The sequence below is a fragment of the uncultured Fluviicola sp. genome (assembly GCF_902168135.1).
Lineage (GTDB): Bacteria > Bacteroidota > Bacteroidia > Flavobacteriales_D > Crocinitomicaceae > Fluviicola.
On sequence record NZ_CABHOL010000033.1, the window covers coordinates 31,856 to 51,814 of the forward strand.

Consider the following 19,959-nt stretch of genomic DNA (forward strand, 5'->3'; position numbering starts at 1 on the left):
TAAATTAAAACAATGCGTTTTTTCCTTCTTGTAATTTCATTTAGTTTTATCTCACAATCATATTGCGCCTGGATTAATGTTAATTCAGGTATTAATGATGAGCTGACAAGTATTTCATTTTTGGGAACCACCGGGATAATAACCGGAAAAAAGGGAGTTTATATTTCAACCAATGGAGGAACAACTGCAGGAAGCTGGGTTAGAGCTCAGAGCTATATTGGTGCAAATGACTCATTACTTTATAATCATTCACAATTTTATGGATCCATTCGCTGCTATGCAGCAGTAAATAAATTTTTCTTTTGTGGAGAAGACACTGTAACACATACAGCAGTGGTTTTCGAATATAACATTACCAATAACAAAATCGGGGTATTATATACCGGGCCCTTAAATAGCAAATTCAACGATTTATCACAAAACGGAAATGTCGTATATGTAGTTGGAAATAATGGTCTGATCGTATCTTTTAACCAAATTAGTTTAGTGTTTGATATTGTTAACACAGGCCTTAATCTGGATTTGAATTCGATATCTATAGCGAACAATTATGTGGTCATTGGTTCCAGTAATACAATTATTCGAGGGCTCATTAACTCAACTTTTCCGAATATGATTAGCTTTTCCCAGGATAGTTATCAGAATAGAAGGATCCGAGATGTTTTATACATCACTTCAGTCAACAACATGTATGCCGTTGGTAAAAATATTCTACATAGAATCGCAAATACTGTTACAGAACCACATCAGTACTACGCAGATTCTTTAGATGCCAATACAATTACAAACTATTCAGGTAAAATCTTTATCGGCACGAGTTCGGGGATCTACCGTTCTTATAATAACACTGAGATTCTGGAATTTCAGCCGGCAACCTCTGGATATCACATACTGGGAATTCAACTTAGTGGAACGACCTTATTTGCATGTGGAAAGAATGGAACCATTTTATATACAACTGATCAGGGAGGAAATCCTGAACCATATGCTCAAATTGATTTTAACGGAGGTTGTCTGAATACCCCTCTTACAATCGTTTCGACCAAGGGAACTGTATCCAGTTGTACCAATTTTGTCAATAGTGCTCCTGTTAATTCAAACTGCAGCAATTACACTCATACTTTTTCCGCTTCAGGAACTCACGAAATAAAACTATTGATTTCCAATGGAAGCTATTCAAAAACAATTACCAAACAAGTTTCAATTGTTCCAACTCCGCAAATTAATCTTTTAACGGAAGGAATAGATACTATCCTTTGTAAGCAGGAAGTATTGGATTTTACCATTTTCACTGCTGAGAACAACGTATTTTACTCGCTTTATAAATCAGGGAACAATGCTTATTTCGGGAGTTCAATGACGGGAAACGGAAGTGATTTGAATTTTCAAACCAACCTGTTAAGTCAGGCTGGAAACTATTATCTGCGAGCAACAAGTAGTTTAGCCGATTGCTCTGCAAATTTCACTCAGGTTATTTCAATCTCCGTTGAAAAACCTGTTTCAAAGATTTATTATGACGTCATTAACGCAGAAACCAATGAGGATGTTCGTTTTTACGAGCACTCCTCGGAAGCAATCACTTTTGAGTGGCATTTTACCAATTCACCTACTCTTTCCACTTCTACGCTTGCCAACCCTACCAATTCATTTATGGGAATCGGTTCTTCCCAGGTTACATTGATTTCGGGAACAATCAATAATTGCTTTGACTCTATAACAATAAGAGGGCCTTTCATATACCAACCTTATTCGGACGATACGTCCTGGGTAATGATTAATAAAAAGACTGCACCAGCATCCATTCCTCAGAGTTACGAAAATGATATTATGGATGCTATAAAAGTACACAACGGTGTATTGCTCAGAGGCGAATACGAAAATCGTATTTTAATGTCGCGCATAGGCGATTCCTGTATTCTTAATGGAACTGGCGGTTACGTTGCCAAGTACAATAATTTCGGGATTTTGAAGTGGATAATAAAAGCCCCTAACAATAGTGGTTTTGAACCAGTATGGAGAGTAAGAAGTCTCGCTGAAGACAGTCACGGCAATTTTTATATAGCTGGGGCTGGTTCTAATGGTTTCCTAATTGACAATACCGGCGACACAATAGTTGGCGATCGTGAATATTTAGTAAAAACTGACTCATTAGGCCGTTTCTTATGGAGTATTACGGGTAATCCAAGTACTTCATCTTCCTGCTATTTCGGAGAGATATCCTGTGATAAGGACGATAATCCATATTTAGTATCCCTTTCTTCAGGTAATCAAGCCATTCCACTTTATTTTAATGAGACCACTGTTAGCGGTACTTTACAAACAAATCAACTATGCGGATTCTGTAATTCCACATATACTGTGCTTAAATATGACCCAAATGGTGGATTCATAAATAGCTTTGGTATTGAAAGCAATGTTGGATCCGGCAATGTTGATCCACATCTGGAATTCGACAATGACAACAATCTTTTTGTATGGGGTAGTTATTCCTCTTACATGTCCATTCATTCTCCTATCTCACCTAATGACACTTTCAATTTTCCCCATGATTTTGTTAATCCGTTTTCTCAAATGTATGCAGTTAAATTCAATGCTTCAGGTATTTTTCAATGGAAAATCCGCAGCAGTTATATTCCTTCTCCTTCAGTGCCCAATAGCCAAACTCAGGCCTTTGATGCCTTGGTAGACCATTCCGGAAACTTATACCTTACCGGAAGTAATAACTTTAACAGCGCTCTTCCACAATACCCGTTTATTATTGTAAATTCAGATATGACTACTACTCATTTTTACGGTGGTCGATATTTTCTAACTAAAATAAATTCGAATGGGATTTGTGAATGGATTAACGGAAATACTTCTTCTTACTATGGATATGGATTCAGTATTCTCCAGGATGCAGACTCTATTTACGTGTTAGGATCAGTCAGAGAACAAAGTGGTCTACCAGTTCAATGCAATTTTACAGGACAGAACAATACTGTAGTTTCACCGCAATTTACAGATGCTAATTACTTTATTGCCAGTTATGATACATTGGGAGCTATTCGTAGTATTAGTAAAAACGGACCTGATTTCTTTAATATGGACATAGCTGATCATCCTAAACTCCTAAAACTACCTGACAACTTTTTTCTTCATACTAAAAGCAGCTACTTCTATCCTAACTTTAACGCATCCGATTGGGGTTTTACGCTTACCTCTACCGGAAGTGAGGATGGGATACAAACAAAGTTTAATCTTCAAGAGGGAATTACTTATCTACCCCATTATTTGGTTCAGACTTATGATACCATTTGTTATGCATCTTCCTACACTTTTGGAGATGGACATACCGAAACTGGGTTAACTTCAACCTTTCAATACCAGTACCAACTGGTTACATCCACTGGTTTGGATAGTATTATTAAATATCAAATCATAGTAAATCCGATTCCCATCCATTATGAAACGGTAGAAGTTTGTTCAGGCTCAGATTATGAAATTCCAAATGATACGATTTTCAATAACATACAAACCGATTTTGTTTATGATCAGTTGATTTCCTCCCAAAATGCCTGTGATAGTATTTGGAGGCGACAATTTAATGTGCTTCCTTTAACCGTTTCAGCACATTCTATAACAGCTTGCCAGGGAAATGACATAACACTGGATAATGGAAATATCATAACCAGCATCCAACAAGATACTTTAGTCGAACTGGTATTTCAAAGTTTCAATGGTTGTGACAGTATTGTTACTATAAATATTCATACGATCATTACTGATAATCAAATCACTCAAAATGGAAACTCATTAGTTGCTTCCAATCCTAATTACCTGTATCAATGGGTTAATTGTACTGATTTCTCAAATCTTCTTAACGGACAGTCATTCATCTACACACCTACCGTCAGTGGGAACTATGCAGTTATCTTAAACAATAATGGATGTATCGATACTTCGACTTGTTTTTCCTATACAAATCTATCTGTTAAGGAATCTGATCTGTTCGTTTCCATACATCCCAACCCAACAAGTAGTAAAACGCTAATTAGTTTTGGACATACTATCGGAGACGTAAATATCATTGTTCATTCAAACGATGGTAGAAAAATCCTAGAATCATCAATACAAGGCGTTGATGAATATCAATTGGATCTTTCTCCTTTTGAAAAAGGAACTTACTTTATTCGAATTTCTGCTGAGAATAAAAATTCGGAGTTTGTAATTGTAAAAAACTAAGAAAAGAGACATGATATGGGGCGATTGATCAAAAATTTGACTGAATTAACACTCAATCGTCCGGAACCGGTAACGGAGAATATTCCGGTACTGGAATATTCGAAGAACATTGATCCGAAATATGCCGTGGAAGCTTTGCTGGAAGGAAACTATGTGTTGGTGGCTGATCAGTTCAGCAGCGGAATTGCCGTTTTAGATGAATTGAAGAAGAAGCTGTCGAAAAATAAGACCGATGATTCTTTTCAATCCCAGCGCAGTTACCGGGATACTTTTCGGAAGGTAAATCAGTTATTGTTGATTGAAATTTCTGACCACAAACTGCATGTGCGAAAAGCCCCGGAAATCGGCTGGATCAAGATCCTGTACCCGGAACTTCCTGATTTTTTCCTTCCGTTTACAGACGTACAGGGATTAAACAGCTCCTGGCAGTGGTACGAAAAAGGAATCCGCATTCCCGGGCTGAAAGAAACTCTTCACCCATTTTACGGAACATATTTCCCTACCCGCTTCGAGCACATTGACTTGTTTGTTGCTTATCTCAAAGCTTATTCAGGTAAAAAAGACCGTGCATTTGATATCGGGATCGGAAGTGGTATTTTAAGTAAGCTATTCCATCAGTTTGGTTTTAAAGAGGTTAATGCTTCAGATATTAATCCGAATGCACTGATTGGAGCCCTTTTTCAGAATGAAAATGAGAAACAGAATGATAAAAATTCTCCCCCATCTCATTCTACCACTCTCTATTACGGGGATTTATTTGCCGGTTCGGAAGTTCAATCGGACGTAGTTGTATTTAATCCTCCCTGGATTCCTTTACCAAAAGAAGTTTCCGGAATTGACCTCGCTATTTACTACGACAAGGAATTGTTTCCGCGGTTTTTCGAAGAAGCTCACAAACATCTTAACCCGGAAGAACAGGTGGTTATCCTGTTTTCCAATTTAGCCGGATTGATGTATCCCAACTTCGTTCACCCGATTGAGGCCGAATTGAAAACCGGAAAACGCTTTGAATTGGTCCGTAAAACGACCAAGAAAGTCGCGGCTGCTTCGTCTAAAACAAAACGCAAAGCTGTTTGGCGGGCGGAGGAATTGGTGGAGTGCTGGGTTTTGAAAATTAAATAATCCTTGTAGGGGTGAAATTTTTTTTCGTCCCTACAAACAAATAAACCCACAATTGGGAATTCGTAATTGGGAATTCGTAATTTTGAAAGATGCAGATCAAAACAACACTTACACAAAACCAATTCGCCAAATTAACCGGGATTTTACTGTTGAAACGCTTACAGGTGCTCTTCCTGATTTTAGCAGTTATTGCTTTAATCATCGGGGCTTTGATCGCTATTATCTTTTTCCGCAACAAAGATGCCTACATACTCGTTTTTGTGGCTGTTGTATTTCTTGGTTTATTTGCATTCAGCATTTTCAATAACGCAAAACGCCATTACCAGAACAATCCGCGCATCCGCCAGGAAACCACTTACGAGTTTTCGGATAAAGGTGTTTCCATCTCCAAAGAAGGATATGCCTCCACCATCAAATGGAACGAAATTATTCGCATCCGCAAAAAAGCCGGACTGATCCTGATCTGGCAGAATAAATTGATTGCAAATGTCATTGCGGTAAAGGATGTAAGTACCGAACAGCTGAACGAAATGAAATCACTTATCGCAAGGAAAAACATTCCGTCGAACCTCTGATCTATCCTCCTCCGGTATTCACGCGGCCTTTCAGGTCATCGGCTCCTGTTCCTCTTCTTCGGCTTCCCGCCACACTTGTTTTCCCGAATTTGTAGGTAAAACTCAAGGTCGCCACGCGTGTATCCCGTTTTACGTCAAAATACTCTTTGTAATTCGTAAATGCCACATTTGCACGGATGTAATTGGTGTAGAAGATATCTGTCCAGGCAAATTTGATCACTCCGCGGCTTTGCATAATTTTCTTCTGAACCCCGATTCCGGTATGCCATATCTCCTTGATATGATCAAAGGCATAAATTTCAGGCGTGTGGTACGAAGCATTCCACTCAATCGACCAGTCTTTTTTCAGTGTGAAAGTATTTACCGTACTTAAGATCAATACTCCGGAGCCCCTGTTTTGAAGGTTCGTTTGTGCTACATTCCCGGAATAAAGAGCAATATACGCATTGATATTATTGACACTGTTCCACCATTTCGTCACCTGTACCGGTGCAGAAATATTGGCATAAATCAGATCTGCCCGCTTGAGATTGATGTTTGTTTGGACGGTCACATTCTGGTTTTGGGTCAATGGAGCAATCACTTCGGTAATATTGTCTTTGGTGGTTGCAATCCCGGCGTTTACAAACAGAACATTCTTAAAGGAATAACCCAGCTCAAAGGTATATGTTGTTTGCGGACGTAAGTATGGATTCCCTTCTCTGTAGGTAGACGGATCCAGGTAGAATTTGAACGGGTTCAGCTGGTCATAGCTCGGACGGTCAATTCTCCGGTTCATGGTCCATTCAAAATGATGTTTTTCAGACGGATTGAACCCGAGGTAAGCTGTCGGGAACAATTGGAAATAACCCGTATCCGAAACCGAATTTGTCATCCGTTGCGTTCCTTTCACATGTGTATATTCTCCGCGGGCTCCCAATTGAAAGGACCACTTTTTGCCTTCATAATTCCAGGTCAGGTATCCCGCACCAATCGTTTCCCGGTAGATATAATGATTGCTTTTGGTAGTGTCATAAACCGGAATTCCGGTGCTTCGGTCAAAAAATTCCAGGTTATTATCAGCAATTACATAACTGGATTTAACTCCCGCATCCAGGAAGTTCTTCGCATTTAAGACCTGATGCAGGTCCATTTTTGCCGCATGTATAGCCAGATTTCCTTTCAAATCCCCTGTCAGGATATACGGGTTTTGGATAGCTGTTCCGCTGATATCATAATAGCCTGCATTAAATCGTTGATTGTTCTGATTTTGGTAAGCGGCATAATCCAGGTCGGCTGTGATTTCAGAACCGGCTGAGTCCAGGACGTGTTTGTAATTTAAATTGGCGGAGCCATTGAACCATTTCTCTTCTCTGTCATTGGTAGTTACAAAACGGGAAGCTATTACATCCTGCTGTATTTGAACATCCGACCGGTTAATCCCGTCAATTGTAAAGGCATTGCTCATTCCGTTTGCCACAAAACTAAGTGCATTTTTCCGGTTCAGCTGAAAATCCATCCCGAAACGGGCGCTGTGATTGGAAACCGGGAATTTTAAATTGTTGTCCTGGATGTAAGCTCCCTTAAAAGTATCCTGCTGGTAAAAACGGCGCTCCAATACCAGGTGATTGAATCCTTTTCGATAAGCATAATTATAAGATCCGAAAACATTTACCTTCTTATTGCGATGATTCAGGGAGATTCCGGCTCCGGCTTTCGGATAAATTCCCTGTCCGTAGCTAACCGTTGCGGTTCCGTTTGTTCCCAAACGCGTATCTTTCTTTAAACGGATATTAATAATGGCAGACCCCGCAGCATCGTACTTTGCAGAAGGATTACTGATCAATTCGATCTTGTCAATTGCAGAAGAAGGAATTCCGCGCAGGTAATTGGCCAGGTCAGTTCCCGACATCGGCTGTGCTTTTCCGTCAATCTGGACGATAATCCCGCTCTTTCCGTTCAAACTGATATTATCTGTCGAACTAACACTTACTCCGGGAGATTTCTCCAATACTTCAAATGCGGAAGAACCTGTAGCACTGAGAGACTGCTCCACATTCAGGACCATCATTCCTGGTTTTCGCTCAATCATTGGTTTCGTTGCAGAAACAGTTACTTCCCCCATTTCCTTCGTCCTGTTTTGGAATGACAGATTTAAATCCGACGTTTCCGAAAAAGGAAGTACAGCTGTTTTAAATTCGGTAAAATTGTCATGGGTTGCCCGGATAAAAACTGCATCAACCGGGAGCACATCTGCTTCAAAGTGTCCGTCTTTCTCGGAAACAGCCATAGACAAAAGCGTTGAATCGGTGGAATAAATGAACAATAACGCATCCGCCACACCTTCATTCTTCGGATCGGAAATACGACCTTTTATCCAGACTTTTTCCTGCGAAAAAGATTGAACGGAAACGAGCAAACAAATGAGTAGTCCTGTTTTCATGGGATCAATTTTAAACAAAGATCTTTTTTAATTGACTTATCAATTATTAGTTTGTGATCAGTTGTTTTTAGGGATTGCTGAACGGTTAAGAATGATGTACAAAGGGTTGACTTCGACTCCGCTCAGTCACCCATTGATAATACTAAGAACATTGAGCGAAGTCGAAATGTGAACTTTATTTCATTCACTATATCGCTTTAGCAATTTCCGGGAGTTTCACGGCTTGAAAAAAGGAGTAATTTTAGGCTTCAAACGGAATTATGAGCAAACTGAAGGGAGTTATTTTAGTAGGGGTCGGAGCTGCAAGCTATGGAATTCTTGCCACGATCGTCAAATTTGCTAATAACTCGGGAGCTCATACCAGCGCGCTGACTTTTTACCAGGCCCTGGTCGGAGTTGTTTCTCTTTTTGTTTTGATGACCCTCCAATACCGGAAGCAGCCTGAATTACCCAAACCCAAACCGAAATCCAAAATAAAGCTCCTGCTGTTCGGGATTTCAATGGGATTGACCAGTTGTCTTTATTACATTTCCATCCGATACGTTTCGGTTTCCATCGGTATCATCCTATTGATGCAATCCATTTGGATGAGCGTTGTCTGGGAAATGATCCAGCAGAAGAAAATAGCTCATTGGAGTAAGCTTGCCGGAAGTTTGGTTGTCCTGATCGGAACCGTGTTTGCTACGAACCTGATCCAGCAGGATGTTAAACTTTCATTGATCGGTTTATTGTACGGTCTGGCGGCGGCTTTGTCTTATACGATCAGTCTGCATGCTTCGAACCATGTGGAAAAACAAATACCGAGTCTCACACGCAGTTTTTACCTTGTAACGGGTGGTTTCCTCACGGTGGTGGCTTTCTGGAACGTGCAAATTCCACCACACCTGGATTGGATGATCTTCCTGAAATTCGGATTGGTTCTTGGATTATTCGGAACGGTTATCCCTCCCATTTTGTTCACGCGCGGCATTCCACTGATCGGATTGGGAATAGCAGGAATACTAATCGCACTGGAAATACCGGTTTCAATCCTTTCTGCTCACCTGGTACTGAAAGAGCATATTTCGCTCATGCAATGGTTCGGAGTAGTGCTAATTGTAGCTACTGTTGTCTTTATGAATACAAGGAAAAGAACCCACTAATGTTCCCTATTAATTTACCGCAGATTTTGATGGCGCCTAATGCTTACACTGTAGCTCTTGCCTTTGTGTAGCCACTGTGCATTCGCTGACCGCATGTCGCCAAAGCTTTAGCGGCGGCACAAGCTACAGCATAAGCGTTTCGGCAGATCAAGGTCAGCATAGGCGCACCGGTCGCCATTTTAGTATTTTACCCAACATTTTGAAAAGTATAGATCACATTAAAGAATGTATTAACTAATCTAATTTTTACTTAATATATTCTGCGCTCTTCTGCGTCCTCTGCGGGAAATATAATCAGTCTTCCAAGCCGCAGAGTCTTAACCCTAATTTCTCGGCTTCAGAAACGGTCGTTTTTTTTACTTCGTGTTTACAGTTATTGAGTCCGCGGCAATCTCTTTTATAATGAAAAGCTACGGAATTTGGAGAATCACAAACATATACCGTTCCGTCTCCTGTGGAGAAACAGCACGCAAGAGCAAAGGCTAAAATGAATTTCATGTGAACAGTTTGGTTTCGTTAAAACAGTTTAATCAATTATCGGGCGAATATACTCAATTCGCTTATTATCAATCCTTTTTTTCGTTATTTTAGAAAAACCAAACTCAATCAGATGCGTTACACCCTCACTTTTTTACTACTTTCCTGTTATACATACGTCTTTTCATGTTACAACGAATTTTATGCTTTGGATGCCAAAGGCCGGTTCCACCAGGTAGAAGTCGGTGCCATTCGTTTTCAAACCAATTTCGATCTTCGGCGTGTTGAAAATCAGCTTGCAAAACTGGGAAAGAAGCTTCAGTCAAAAGCAGATTTCAAGGTATTATCCGATTATGGTTTATACCTCGTAAGAGGCGGAAAAGTTAAAGAAGCATTGATTCTTTTTGAGGCATTGGCAAAAGCTTATCCGAATGAGTACAGTATTATTTCCAACCTCGGTACTACTTATGAATTAAGCGGAAACAATGTAAAAGCACTTGAATATATCCGAAAAGGATTGAAATTGAACCCGGATTCTCATGACGGAAGCGAATGGATCCATGTGAAGCTGCTGCTTGCCAAAATTGCACTTGAAAAAGATCCTCACTACTTTGAAAAAAACACCATATTAAAACTAACTCCAAAACAAGAAGCATCAGAGGCTATCCGCAAACAGCTTTTTACACAGTTACGGGAACGCTTTCCATTCTGTAAAGGCCCCGATCCTGTCATGGCAGATCTGCTAATCGATTTGGGGGATTGCTATACAGCCAGCATATCCTTTGAACACGCCAATGGATTGTATCAAATTGCGAAACTTTACTACCAATCCGAGAGAACGGATATTGAAGAAAAAATCAAACAAGTCCGCAAGCTCCGTTCAAAATATGCACACCTTCAACCTGAACCGCACCAGGTTATGGATGGTTCGGACGTGGGGAAAATAACCGGGGTTCCTTATGAATCCTATTTGAAAAACCCCAATGCAGACAACTATTTGGTAAACTGGTCAAAGATCGAAACAGACCCCAAGAAATTACTCGCGTTTATACATTTAAAACTTGTCGAAGAGCCAGTTCAATCGGAGCAGATCAAACCCGCCCCGAAAAAGCCGGAAACCAAAAAAGTAATTCAACCAACCAAAACAAGTAACTCCCCTGTGCTTTGGATGGGTTTGGTAATAGTTGTTTTCATCCTTTCAATTTTCACTTATTTCAAGGCAAGGAAGAGAAAGTGATCGGGCGAATTTCACTAACTTTGCACTATGCGATTCGATATACTCACCATTCTTCCGGAACTTTTGGAAGGCCCTTTCCATGTTTCGATGATGAAACGCGCGCAGGAACGCGGACTTTTGGAAATTCACATTCACAATATCCGCGACTATTCAACAGATAAGCACAAGAACGTGGATGATTATCAATACGGCGGCGGTGCAGGAATGGTGATGGCCATTGAGCCCATCGCACGACTAATTGAAAAACTCCAATCGGAACGCAGCTACGATGAGATCATTTACATGACTCCTGATGGCGAATTATTGGAGCAAAGACACAGTAATTCATGGAGCTTAAAAGAGAATATCATGATCCTTTGCGGGCATTACAAAGGGGTTGATGAACGCATCCGCGAACATTACATTACCAAAGAAATTTCAATCGGATCTTACGTTTTGACAGGCGGCGAATTGGCGGCGGCAGTTTTGGTAGACAGTATCGGAAGGTTAATCCCCGGCGTTATGAACGATGAGACTTCTGCATTAACGGATAGTTTCCAGGATGATCTGCTTTCTCCCCCGGTTTATACGCGTCCGCCGGAGTTTAACGGATGGAAAGTCCCCGAAGTGTTATTATCCGGGGACTTTGGTAAAATCGAGCAGTGGAGAGAACAGCAGGCTATCGAGCGAACCCGAACCCGAAGACCTGATATCTATAAAAAATTCACAGGAGAAGAATAATTATTTACTCTCCAGCACACTGTTTTTCTTTGTTGTATTGTTCTGGATGGAACTTTGGATCTTCTCCAATCTTGCTTTCAGAGTCTTATCGTGCTTCTTTTTATTCATGAAGAAAGGCACATAAGTTTTTGCAAAATCGTAAGCAAGCACTCCCAGCATTGCGGCAGAAATGAAATAGAACACCTGGAACTGCACATAATGAATGATCAAACCGGATATAATTCCACCCGAAAGGTAAGACCCCATAATTGCTGCCATCAACTTTGTTTTTTCGACTAACTGGGCATTTAACCGGTATTTTTTCTTCGTAAGCATGGATAAATGAAGTGCCAGGTCTGTTGTTAAACCTGTCAAATGGGTTGTTTTTACCTGGAAATTGGAAATGCTTGCCGTCAAACCGTTTTGAAGTCCCATCGAAAACAGGAGAATGGAAACCAGTATTTCTGTTTGAGTCAATGTCTCTGTGTAAAAGAACTGACCATAGATCCCTACAAAAACAAAGCACAGAATTTCCAGTATCATAGGAATACTATGAGAAACAAAGGCATTCTTTTTAGTGCTGTTAATGATCAGGTTATTAGACAAGAAGCTCCCTGAAAAGAAGAGAAGTATCCAAAATAGAACAACCAGCATCTGGAACCATTTACCATCGGCAATTTCCTGTGCAAGAATGGCGAAATGTCCCGTCAAATTCGACGTAAAGGAATAAAACAGCACCAATGAAGCAACGTTCACCATTCCTGCAATGAGAGCGGTGAATACACCCAGTCTTAAATTATCCTGAAAAGTCCTGCTATTACTAAATCTGCGAAGCATATTGTACTAATTTAATTTGTTTTGAAATCCACTTTAGCGGATATTTCATCGATCGTCAGCTGACGAACTCTTAGTTGATTTTTTTAAGTGTAATCTTCACGATTCCGCGCGCATGCACATCCGTATCAAAGTGAAGAACCAATTCATTTTTCTTTAAGGATTCGACCGAGTAAACTTCCGTCGTTCCATCAGCATTCAATAATGTCAGGATGCGCCCACGGTCTTTCAAGCGCCATTTAGCCCAATGTTCTTTACCGTTGAGTTCATGAAGCTTAATACTGTAATTCCTTCTGAAAGTCCAATTCTCAAATTCATGGATTACCAGATGGTTTGCAATATCGACCCGCTCATCGGTACCGATTTCCTGCTTCACTTTTTCATCCACATTATTCCTGTCATATACCCATGAAACCTCTTTCCACTCGCCTACTATAGCCACTTCAGGATAAGCGGAATGACTGAACACATAATAGCCGAATGACGTCAGTGTGATCACTGCAATACATGCCGATATGACTAGTTTTCGTTTCATATCAATGAAGTGACAATTATTTGATTGGATTTATTCGAATACTGATTGTTATCCCAGGCAATCAATTGTTTTTTGACTTTCGATTTTTGCAAGAATGGAATAACGTCCATACTTTTTTTATGAGACCAGTCGAAATTCAGTTCATATGGAATAATGATCCGGTCGATCTTATTGGTTTCCGTAAACTGTTCGAATGAACTTTGAGTAAAACCGGTAAAAAAAACAACCTGAATAGAAGCTACCTTTGGTGTTAGTTCCTTTTCCAAATCGTATAATTTTGACAGGTACTCTTTTCCTGCCATTTCGATCTTCAAATCGCTCTGATCAAAGAACAGCAGATCTGAAATGGAATTCGAAAGATAGATTCCGTGTACCAAAAGCACATTTATCGAATCCTCTGCTTGAAATTGAAGTAAGGCTTTTAAGGGTTCCAATGAGGAAACTTTAAAATCTGTTGGTATAAGAATTGTTGTGCTCATGTCCATTTATTTTTGACCAAATTTAGAGCACGGTCATAAGGACGGAATAAGAGCCGGATTAAAACGGGATTAGAATTTTAGTTTTAACTTTTCTTTAGGATTTATAGGGAATTACCAGACTCACCAAAGTTCCTTTTTCTTCTTCCGAATGAACGATAATTTTTCCCTTGTGCTGGCGCATGATATTCCTGGTCAGCGGCAACCCGATTCCGTATCCTTCAAAAGAGGTTGTATTGGAAGCCCTGAAGAACGGATCATAAATATGACTCAAGTCCTGCGGAGGAATCCCAATCCCATTATCCTTGACATGAATAGAAATTGTTTCCTTGGTATGACTTAGATAAATTCTTACATCCTGGTTTTCGGAATATTTCGATGCATTTAATAGGACATTGGATAAAGCCAGCTGAAGCAGTTGTGAGTTTCCTTTTATTTCCAATGCATACAGGTTTTCCGGAAGCGTACTAAAATCAAACTTGATCTTGTTACCCGGAATAATCCGATTGACTGTTTCTATTGTTTCGAAAATAAGTTCATCTACCCGTAGATTTTCAATGGTCATCTTCTTGCCATCGAAACCTGTTTGAGCAAGAAACAACAATGCTTTTGTTTTTTTATTCAGTTTCTCCGCTTCTTCGAGGATATGGTTCAGAGCAATTTTATACTCCTCCGCACTTCTGTCTTTGCTCAGCATCAAATCTGCCTGTCCAATGATACTTGTAAGGGGTGTATTTAATTCATGCGAAGCATTACTGATAAAATTATTCTGTGTTTCAAAGCTGGTTTCCAAACGGTCCAGCATACTATTCATGGTCTTGATAAGCTCACCCAATTCGTCGCCCTCTTGTTTATTCTGAATTCTGAAATGAAGGTTTTCGGTACCAATGCGATGAACGCTGCTACTTAAATCTGTAATCGGTTTTATAAGTCTTTTAGACAACCAAAGCGAAACAATAATGATTAAAAATACGGTAGAAAAAAACATCGATATCAGCAATCCGCCTAAGTAGTGCTTGTACTTTGTATAATACATATTCTTAGCGGAGGTATAAACCACGTAACTTTTCCCTTGTTTCGTAACATACATTTTTCCGAATCTCAAAAGGTTTTTACTTCGTTCCTTTGCACTTTTATGTTTTATAACCTTGTAAATAAAATTGGAGTCCTCTTTCGCCTGCCTTGAATTAAGCAAAGGTTTTCCGGAATCATCCAACTCTATTACGATGCTTTTTTCATACGGTAATTTTTCCAAATACTCCTGTTTGAATTCCTTTACAAACTCCTTATCTCCACGATGGTCCAGCTCTATACGAATGGTTGTATTGGTACGTGTCTCCAACCGGTCATAAAAATCATTGAACACATAGTTTGAAGACAAGACATAAACTATCGTACTGAATAGCAATACCAAAACAACGAATGTACTGCTCAGCAGCCAAATGATCCGTACCCGAATTTTCATTCTTCCTCACGCATTACATACCCCATTCCAATTACAGTATGGATCAACCGGGAACCGCCAAACTGCATCAGTTTCTTACGCAGGTAATTCACGTAAACATCCACCACATTGGTTCCTGATTCAAAACCAATCCCCCATACCTCCTCCAAAATATCCATCCGGGAAAACACCTTCCGTGGATTCATGACAAAAAGCAGCAATAAACGATATTCTGTCGATGTAAGACTAATCAGATTTCCATTTCTTGTAACTGTTTTCCGGTCATCATCTATAACAAGATCTCCAAAATTAAAATGGACACTGTGATTTGTTGATTGGTTATCAATCCTTCTGAGTAATGATCTTACACGTGCATTGAGTTCTATGAACTTGAAAGGTTTGGGCAGGTAATCATCTGCTCCGGAATCCAGTCCGAGAGCAACATTTTCAGGAGTTCCAAGAGCCGTAAGCATCAATATTGGTACCTGGCTGGTTTCTCGGATCTTTGAACAGACCTGCATTCCATTTAGTCCGGGAAGCATAATATCCAATATGATCAAATCCGGGTTCCAAAAATGGAATTCGTCCAGACCTTTCAGTCCGTTGTTAGCTATTTTGGTTTCGAAGTTCTCTTCCGCAAGTCCTTTTTGCACCAATGAGCTAATTTGCGGATCGTCTTCGATTATCAATATTTTTTTCACTGAAAATGGATTGAGTGATAAAATTAGTAAAAAGCGAGAGAACAAAAATTTTAATTAAAAAATAATAAGTAATTGAAAAACAATGTTCTAAATCAGATTCTGTTCGCAAATTAGCGAACAATCGAATTCTCGAATTCTTAAATTTTCGTCTTTATTTTTCCAAAACCGCTTGATTCATGAGCTGTTTTTTCCTAACTTAATTTAGAAAACATCTTTATTTATTTAATTTTCAACACATTATGCCAACGTCAAGACCTCAGGATTATTCTCCGAAACAAATTTCCATTTCACTTACAGGAAGAGCTCTTGCTCATCCATGCAGAATCAAAATGATTGAATTACTTATTAAGTATCCGAATTTGACGAACAGGGAATTAACAGAGATACTACATCTATCCAAATCCACAGTTCATCTTCACCTCAAAAAACTATGGGATGCAGGATTAATCAATATCAATTACTTTCCACATTCGCTTGGTATTGAAATAACACCTGAACAAATTAGGAACTACAAAAAACTAGAAACGCTCTTCAATTTTGAAACAAGAAAGACTTATCATTTGAGTCATCTGGAGTAACTTTGTTCAAAAAAAGAAAATGATCATCGATCAAAACATCCTTGAAGCACTAAAAACAGGGGCAACAATTCTTTATCCATCCGATACCATTTGGGGAATCGGTTGTGATGCCACTAATGAAGAAGCCTGTCAACGAATCCTTGAAATTAAAGAGCGACCGGAGAATAAAAGCTTTATCTTATTGGCCGACAGTTTTCAAATGATTGAAAAATACATCCCGGAATTTCCGGATGTGTGTTATGACCTGGTCGATTTATCCGACAAACCTTTAACGATTATTTATCCTAACGCTCAGGGCCTGGCTCCAAGTGTTTTGGCAAAGGACGGTTCTGTGGGAATCCGGCTGACAAAAGATCCTATTTGTCTTGCATTAATTCGTAGTATCCGCAAACCTTTGGTATCTACTTCGGCAAACATTTCCGGTAAGCCTTTTCCTACCAATTTCAATAACATCGATCCAAAAATCAAAGAGCGTGTTGACGCTGTACTTGAATTACGTACCTCCGAGCAACTTTCAACTCCTTCTCAGATAATCAAAATCGGATTAGACAGTTCCATCCAGGTTATCAGAAGCTGATTACACTTAATTCTGTAACTTTGCACCCGCATGCAAACAGAAAATTTCGCTCATAAACTCAAACACCCTGTTTTTAAGGTTGTTTCTCAGATCATTACCGAAAAAGGCTTGGAAGCTTATGTAATCGGCGGATTTGTGCGTGATTTATTATTGGAGAGGACATCCAAAGACATCGACATAGTTGTGGTTGGAAATGGAATGGAATTGGCCCAGGCGGCCGGAGAGAAACTGCGTGTAAAAAAAGTCAACCTGTTTAAGAATTTTGGTACGGCGCAATTCAATTACAAAGATTTGGATGTTGAATTTGTTGGTGCCCGAAAAGAATCTTACCAAAGAGATTCCCGAAAACCGATCGTGGAAGACGGAACCCTGAGTGACGACCAAAAAAGACGCGATTTTACAATTAATGCATTGGCACTTGATTTGCGCGAAGAAACTTTTGGAAATCTTATTGATCCGTTCGATGGACTGGCGGATTTGGAAAAGGGAATTCTTCGAACACCACTTGATCCGGACACAACTTATTCCGATGATCCTTTACGGATGATGCGTGCAATACGCTTTGCAACACAATTGGATTTTCAAATCGAGAGCAGAAGTTTGAGATCAATCCTGGAAAATGCCTCCCGTTTAGAAATCATTTCGAAAGAACGCATAATGGATGAGCTAAATAAGATCATCCTGGCAAAAAAACCATCAAGAGGATTCGAACTATTAAATTCCACCAAACTATTGCATCAGTTTTTTCCGGAGATGATAGCATTGCATGGAGTGGAAACAAGAGAAGGGAAAAGTCATAAAGATAACTTCTATCATACATTGGAAGTATTAGACAATGTAGCACTGAATTCCGATAATTTGTGGTTAAGGTGGGGGGCAATCCTCCACGATATTGCAAAACCTCCTACAAAACGATTTGATGCACAGGTGGGGTGGACCTTTCACGGACATGAAGAACTTGGAGCACGAATGGTTCCTAAGATTTTTGCCCGATTAAGACTTCCACTGGACCTGAAAATGAAATATGTACAGAAGCTGGTTCGACTTCATCTGCGGCCAATTGCACTGGTGAAAAGCAATGTGACGGATTCAGCCGTGAGGCGTTTACTTTTCGAGGCAGGCGACGATATTGACGATCTGATGACCTTGTGCAATGCAGATATTACTTCCAAAAATGAATTCAAAGTCAAGAAATACAAGAAAAACTTTGAATTGGTTGTTGAAAAGTTGAAAGCCGTGGAAGAAAAAGACCATGTTAGGAACTTCCAGCCTCCTATTTCCGGTGAACTGATCATGTCAACCTTTAATATCGGACCGTGCGGAGAAATCGGAACTATTAAAAACCGCATAAAAGAAGCTATCCTGGAAGGAGAAATTCCAAACGACTTCGAAACGGCAAAAAAATTGATGCTTCAAATCGGAGAAGAAATCGGCTTGACAGTTAAAAAGGAACCATAAAGTTCAAGAGTTAAAAGAATTGAATGATTGAACCTTTTAAACTCTTTGAACGGTTGAACAGTTTAAACTTTTCAATTTTACCTTTTAACTTTTCAATTTAAAGTATTTTTGTAAAAAACAACTGCATGGGTGCGCTAAAATTCCGCGTGTTATTAGATTCTGAAAAAGATCAGGAAATATTCAGAGACATTGTCATCAGTGAAGATGAGAACTTTGAATCATTCTATCGGGCTATATTGAATTCTTTCAACTTTGAAGGCAAAGAAATGGGTTCATTCTTTATGTCAAACGACGAATGGGACAAAGGTCATGAAATCAGTTTGATGGACATGAGCTATTCTGATGAAGATACGGAGATCACAAGCGTGATGTCGGAAGCTAAGCTGAATAATTTTATGGAAGCACCGGACCAAAAGATCATCCTGGTATACGATTTCCTGAGAATGTGGATCTTCCTGATCGAATTGCAGGAGCGTACCGAAGAAACACCGGATAAACCACAAGTAGCACTAGCCGTGGGAACTGCTCCGCCTGAAGATTCAAAGATGATCCAGGATGACGCTTTTTTTGGAGAAGAAGACGAAGATTTCGATGATTTTGACGAAGATTTCGGCGATGGCTACGACGAAGACGACTTGTCAGGTTACGAAGAATACGAATATTAATTATCAATTATGAATGGTTTAATTATCAAAGCTTGATAACTGATAATTAACTCATTGATAATTACATTAGAATATGAGCAACGAAAAAAAATACGGCGATCCGATTGGAGCAGCCATCAAAGAATACGCAGATAAAAGACGTCCGGAAGATATTATCGTTTCCTCCGACATCTGTGAAGACGATATCATTCCGTTGGAAGTACTTTTCAGGAAATACGATGAAATGCCTCCGATCGAGCAAAAGGCTCTTTCCCTGGCAAGAGGACACGTACTTGACGTTGGTGCCGGAGCAGGAATTCACGCTACTTATCTTCAGGATCTTGGATTCAAGGTCGACTGTATCGATATTTCAGAAGGAGCCGTTGAATATTTGAAAAGCAACGACCTGAATGCAGAACGCATCAATTTCTTTTCATTGAAAGATCGAAAATACGATACAATCCTTATGTTGATGAACGGAATCGGGATCGCCGGAAAATTATCAAACCTGGAAAAAACACTGGAGCATGCAAAATCCCTTTTGAATCCGGGAGGAAAGATCTTATGTGACTCTTCAGATATCCATTCTTTATACGAAGATGAAGACGGGGCATTGTGGGTAGACCTGAATACGGAATACTACGGAAATTTCCGCTTTCAGATGAAATACAAAAAGCAAAAAGGTCCCTGGTTCGACTGGTTATACGTGGATTTTGACAATTTATTCCAGGCAGCTAAAAAAGTCGGTTTGAAAGCAAGCCGTGTCCTGGAAGAAGACGATCATTACCTGGCTGAAATAACACTGGAGAAATAA

18 protein-coding genes are annotated in these 19,959 nt (G+C 39.7%); 11 read left to right on the forward strand and 7 right to left on the reverse strand.

Annotation, left to right across the window (positions count from 1 at the left end):
• Positions 1-12: 12 nt before the first annotated feature.
• The 3 genes from QZT69_RS12270 (at position 13) to QZT69_RS12280 (ending at position 5,921) form a co-directional block, all read left to right on the forward strand.
• Positions 13-4,224 (forward strand): T9SS type A sorting domain-containing protein, encoded by a 4,212-nt coding sequence (locus QZT69_RS12270; RefSeq protein WP_294674537.1) that lies wholly within the window; start codon positions 13-15, stop codon positions 4,222-4,224.
• A 36-nt stretch (positions 4,225-4,260) separates the two neighbouring features.
• Positions 4,261-5,346 carry a methyltransferase gene (locus QZT69_RS12275; protein ID WP_294674539.1) on the forward strand — a complete coding sequence of 362 codons (1,086 nt, stop codon included), beginning with the start codon at positions 4,261-4,263 and terminating at the stop codon, positions 5,344-5,346.
• Positions 5,347-5,435: 89 nt separating this feature from the next.
• On the forward strand, positions 5,436-5,921 hold the full coding sequence (locus QZT69_RS12280; RefSeq protein WP_294674542.1) for a YcxB family protein: 486 nt from the start codon (positions 5,436-5,438) through the stop codon (positions 5,919-5,921).
• A 1-nt stretch (position 5,922) separates the two neighbouring features.
• On the opposite strand, the gene QZT69_RS12285 is transcribed toward QZT69_RS12280, so the two are convergent.
• The gene (locus QZT69_RS12285; RefSeq protein WP_294674543.1) at positions 5,923-8,343 is read right to left on the reverse strand and encodes a TonB-dependent receptor; all 2,421 of its coding nucleotides are present in this window, start codon (positions 8,341-8,343) and stop codon (positions 5,923-5,925) included.
• A 260-nt stretch (positions 8,344-8,603) separates the two neighbouring features.
• Here QZT69_RS12285 and QZT69_RS12290 point away from each other — a divergent pair, with 260 nt between their 5' ends.
• Positions 8,604-9,485 (forward strand): DMT family transporter, encoded by an 882-nt coding sequence (locus QZT69_RS12290; protein ID WP_294674545.1) that lies wholly within the window; start codon positions 8,604-8,606, stop codon positions 9,483-9,485.
• Between the two features lie 294 nt (positions 9,486-9,779).
• Here QZT69_RS12290 and QZT69_RS12295 read toward each other — a convergent pair whose 3' ends face one another.
• Positions 9,780-9,983, reverse strand: coding sequence for a hypothetical protein (locus tag QZT69_RS12295; RefSeq protein ID WP_294674548.1), 204 nt, complete (start codon positions 9,981-9,983; stop codon positions 9,780-9,782).
• A gap of 112 nt (positions 9,984-10,095) precedes the next feature.
• On the opposite strand from QZT69_RS12295, the gene QZT69_RS12300 reads away from it, so the two are divergent.
• On the forward strand, positions 10,096-11,199 hold the full coding sequence (locus QZT69_RS12300) for a hypothetical protein (RefSeq protein WP_294674550.1): 1,104 nt from the start codon (positions 10,096-10,098) through the stop codon (positions 11,197-11,199).
• 27 nt (positions 11,200-11,226) lie between these two features.
• Entirely contained in the window at positions 11,227-11,919 is a 693-nt protein-coding gene (gene trmD, locus QZT69_RS12305; RefSeq protein ID WP_294674552.1) for a tRNA (guanosine(37)-N1)-methyltransferase TrmD, read from the forward strand.
• Here trmD and QZT69_RS12310 read toward each other — a convergent pair whose 3' ends face one another.
• From QZT69_RS12310 to QZT69_RS12330, 5 genes are all read right to left on the reverse strand, one after another.
• Positions 11,920-12,735, reverse strand: coding sequence for a YoaK family protein (locus QZT69_RS12310; protein WP_294674554.1), 816 nt, complete (start codon positions 12,733-12,735; stop codon positions 11,920-11,922).
• Positions 12,736-12,805: 70 nt separating this feature from the next.
• Positions 12,806-13,267 carry a hypothetical protein gene (locus tag QZT69_RS12315; RefSeq protein WP_294674556.1) on the reverse strand — a complete coding sequence of 154 codons (462 nt, stop codon included), beginning with the start codon at positions 13,265-13,267 and terminating at the stop codon, positions 12,806-12,808.
• Positions 13,264-13,746 (reverse strand): hypothetical protein, encoded by a 483-nt coding sequence (locus QZT69_RS12320; protein WP_294674558.1) that lies wholly within the window; start codon positions 13,744-13,746, stop codon positions 13,264-13,266. The genes QZT69_RS12315 and QZT69_RS12320 overlap by 4 nt, the downstream gene beginning before the upstream one ends.
• Positions 13,747-13,840: 94 nt before the next feature.
• A complete protein-coding gene (locus tag QZT69_RS12325; RefSeq protein ID WP_294674559.1) occupies positions 13,841-15,208 on the reverse strand; it encodes a HAMP domain-containing sensor histidine kinase in 1,368 nt (455 codons plus the stop codon).
• Positions 15,205-15,888 carry a response regulator transcription factor gene (locus QZT69_RS12330; protein WP_294674561.1) on the reverse strand — a complete coding sequence of 228 codons (684 nt, stop codon included), beginning with the start codon at positions 15,886-15,888 and terminating at the stop codon, positions 15,205-15,207. The genes QZT69_RS12325 and QZT69_RS12330 overlap by 4 nt, the downstream gene beginning before the upstream one ends.
• A gap of 239 nt (positions 15,889-16,127) precedes the next feature.
• On the opposite strand from QZT69_RS12330, the gene QZT69_RS19185 reads away from it, so the two are divergent.
• The 5 genes from QZT69_RS19185 to QZT69_RS12350 all read left to right on the forward strand — a co-directional run bounded on the left by QZT69_RS19185 (position 16,128) and on the right by QZT69_RS12350 (position 19,959).
• Positions 16,128-16,466: a winged helix-turn-helix transcriptional regulator gene (locus tag QZT69_RS19185; protein WP_367242230.1), complete on the forward strand. Its 339-nt coding sequence runs from the start codon at positions 16,128-16,130 to the stop codon at positions 16,464-16,466.
• A 19-nt stretch (positions 16,467-16,485) separates the two neighbouring features.
• Positions 16,486-17,043 (forward strand): L-threonylcarbamoyladenylate synthase, encoded by a 558-nt coding sequence (locus tag QZT69_RS12335; protein WP_294674562.1) that lies wholly within the window; start codon positions 16,486-16,488, stop codon positions 17,041-17,043.
• A gap of 30 nt (positions 17,044-17,073) precedes the next feature.
• Complete coding sequence (locus QZT69_RS12340) at positions 17,074-18,501, forward strand: HD domain-containing protein (protein WP_294674564.1); 1,428 nt, start codon at positions 17,074-17,076, stop codon at positions 18,499-18,501.
• A 125-nt stretch (positions 18,502-18,626) separates the two neighbouring features.
• Complete coding sequence (locus tag QZT69_RS12345) at positions 18,627-19,166, forward strand: hypothetical protein (RefSeq protein WP_294674567.1); 540 nt, start codon at positions 18,627-18,629, stop codon at positions 19,164-19,166.
• A gap of 73 nt (positions 19,167-19,239) precedes the next feature.
• Positions 19,240-19,959 (forward strand): bifunctional 2-polyprenyl-6-hydroxyphenol methylase/3-demethylubiquinol 3-O-methyltransferase UbiG, encoded by a 720-nt coding sequence (locus QZT69_RS12350; protein ID WP_294674569.1) that lies wholly within the window; start codon positions 19,240-19,242, stop codon positions 19,957-19,959.

Excerpts from the sequence above, each read along its gene's own strand:
- QZT69_RS12270 (WP_294674537.1), top strand. The coding sequence starts at position 13 with ATGCGTTTTTTCCTTCTTGTAATTTCATTTAGTTTTATCTCACAATCA.
- QZT69_RS12280 (WP_294674542.1), top strand. The coding sequence starts at position 5,436 with ATGCAGATCAAAACAACACTTACACAAAACCAATTCGCCAAATTAACC.
- QZT69_RS12285 (WP_294674543.1), bottom strand. The coding sequence starts at position 8,343 with ATGAAAACAGGACTACTCATTTGTTTGCTCGTTTCCGTTCAATCTTTT.
- QZT69_RS12290 (WP_294674545.1), top strand. The coding sequence starts at position 8,604 with ATGAGCAAACTGAAGGGAGTTATTTTAGTAGGGGTCGGAGCTGCAAGC.
- QZT69_RS12295 (WP_294674548.1), bottom strand. The coding sequence starts at position 9,983 with ATGAAATTCATTTTAGCCTTTGCTCTTGCGTGCTGTTTCTCCACAGGA.
- QZT69_RS12300 (WP_294674550.1), top strand. The coding sequence starts at position 10,096 with ATGCGTTACACCCTCACTTTTTTACTACTTTCCTGTTATACATACGTC.
- trmD (WP_294674552.1), top strand. The coding sequence starts at position 11,227 with ATGCGATTCGATATACTCACCATTCTTCCGGAACTTTTGGAAGGCCCT.
- QZT69_RS12310 (WP_294674554.1), bottom strand. The coding sequence starts at position 12,735 with ATGCTTCGCAGATTTAGTAATAGCAGGACTTTTCAGGATAATTTAAGA.
- QZT69_RS12315 (WP_294674556.1), bottom strand. The coding sequence starts at position 13,267 with ATGAAACGAAAACTAGTCATATCGGCATGTATTGCAGTGATCACACTG.
- QZT69_RS12320 (WP_294674558.1), bottom strand. The coding sequence starts at position 13,746 with ATGAGCACAACAATTCTTATACCAACAGATTTTAAAGTTTCCTCATTG.
- QZT69_RS12325 (WP_294674559.1), bottom strand. The coding sequence starts at position 15,208 with ATGAAAATTCGGGTACGGATCATTTGGCTGCTGAGCAGTACATTCGTT.
- QZT69_RS19185 (WP_367242230.1), top strand. The coding sequence starts at position 16,128 with ATGCCAACGTCAAGACCTCAGGATTATTCTCCGAAACAAATTTCCATT.
- QZT69_RS12335 (WP_294674562.1), top strand. The coding sequence starts at position 16,486 with ATGATCATCGATCAAAACATCCTTGAAGCACTAAAAACAGGGGCAACA.
- QZT69_RS12340 (WP_294674564.1), top strand. The coding sequence starts at position 17,074 with ATGCAAACAGAAAATTTCGCTCATAAACTCAAACACCCTGTTTTTAAG.
- QZT69_RS12345 (WP_294674567.1), top strand. The coding sequence starts at position 18,627 with ATGGGTGCGCTAAAATTCCGCGTGTTATTAGATTCTGAAAAAGATCAG.
- QZT69_RS12350 (WP_294674569.1), top strand. The coding sequence starts at position 19,240 with ATGAGCAACGAAAAAAAATACGGCGATCCGATTGGAGCAGCCATCAAA.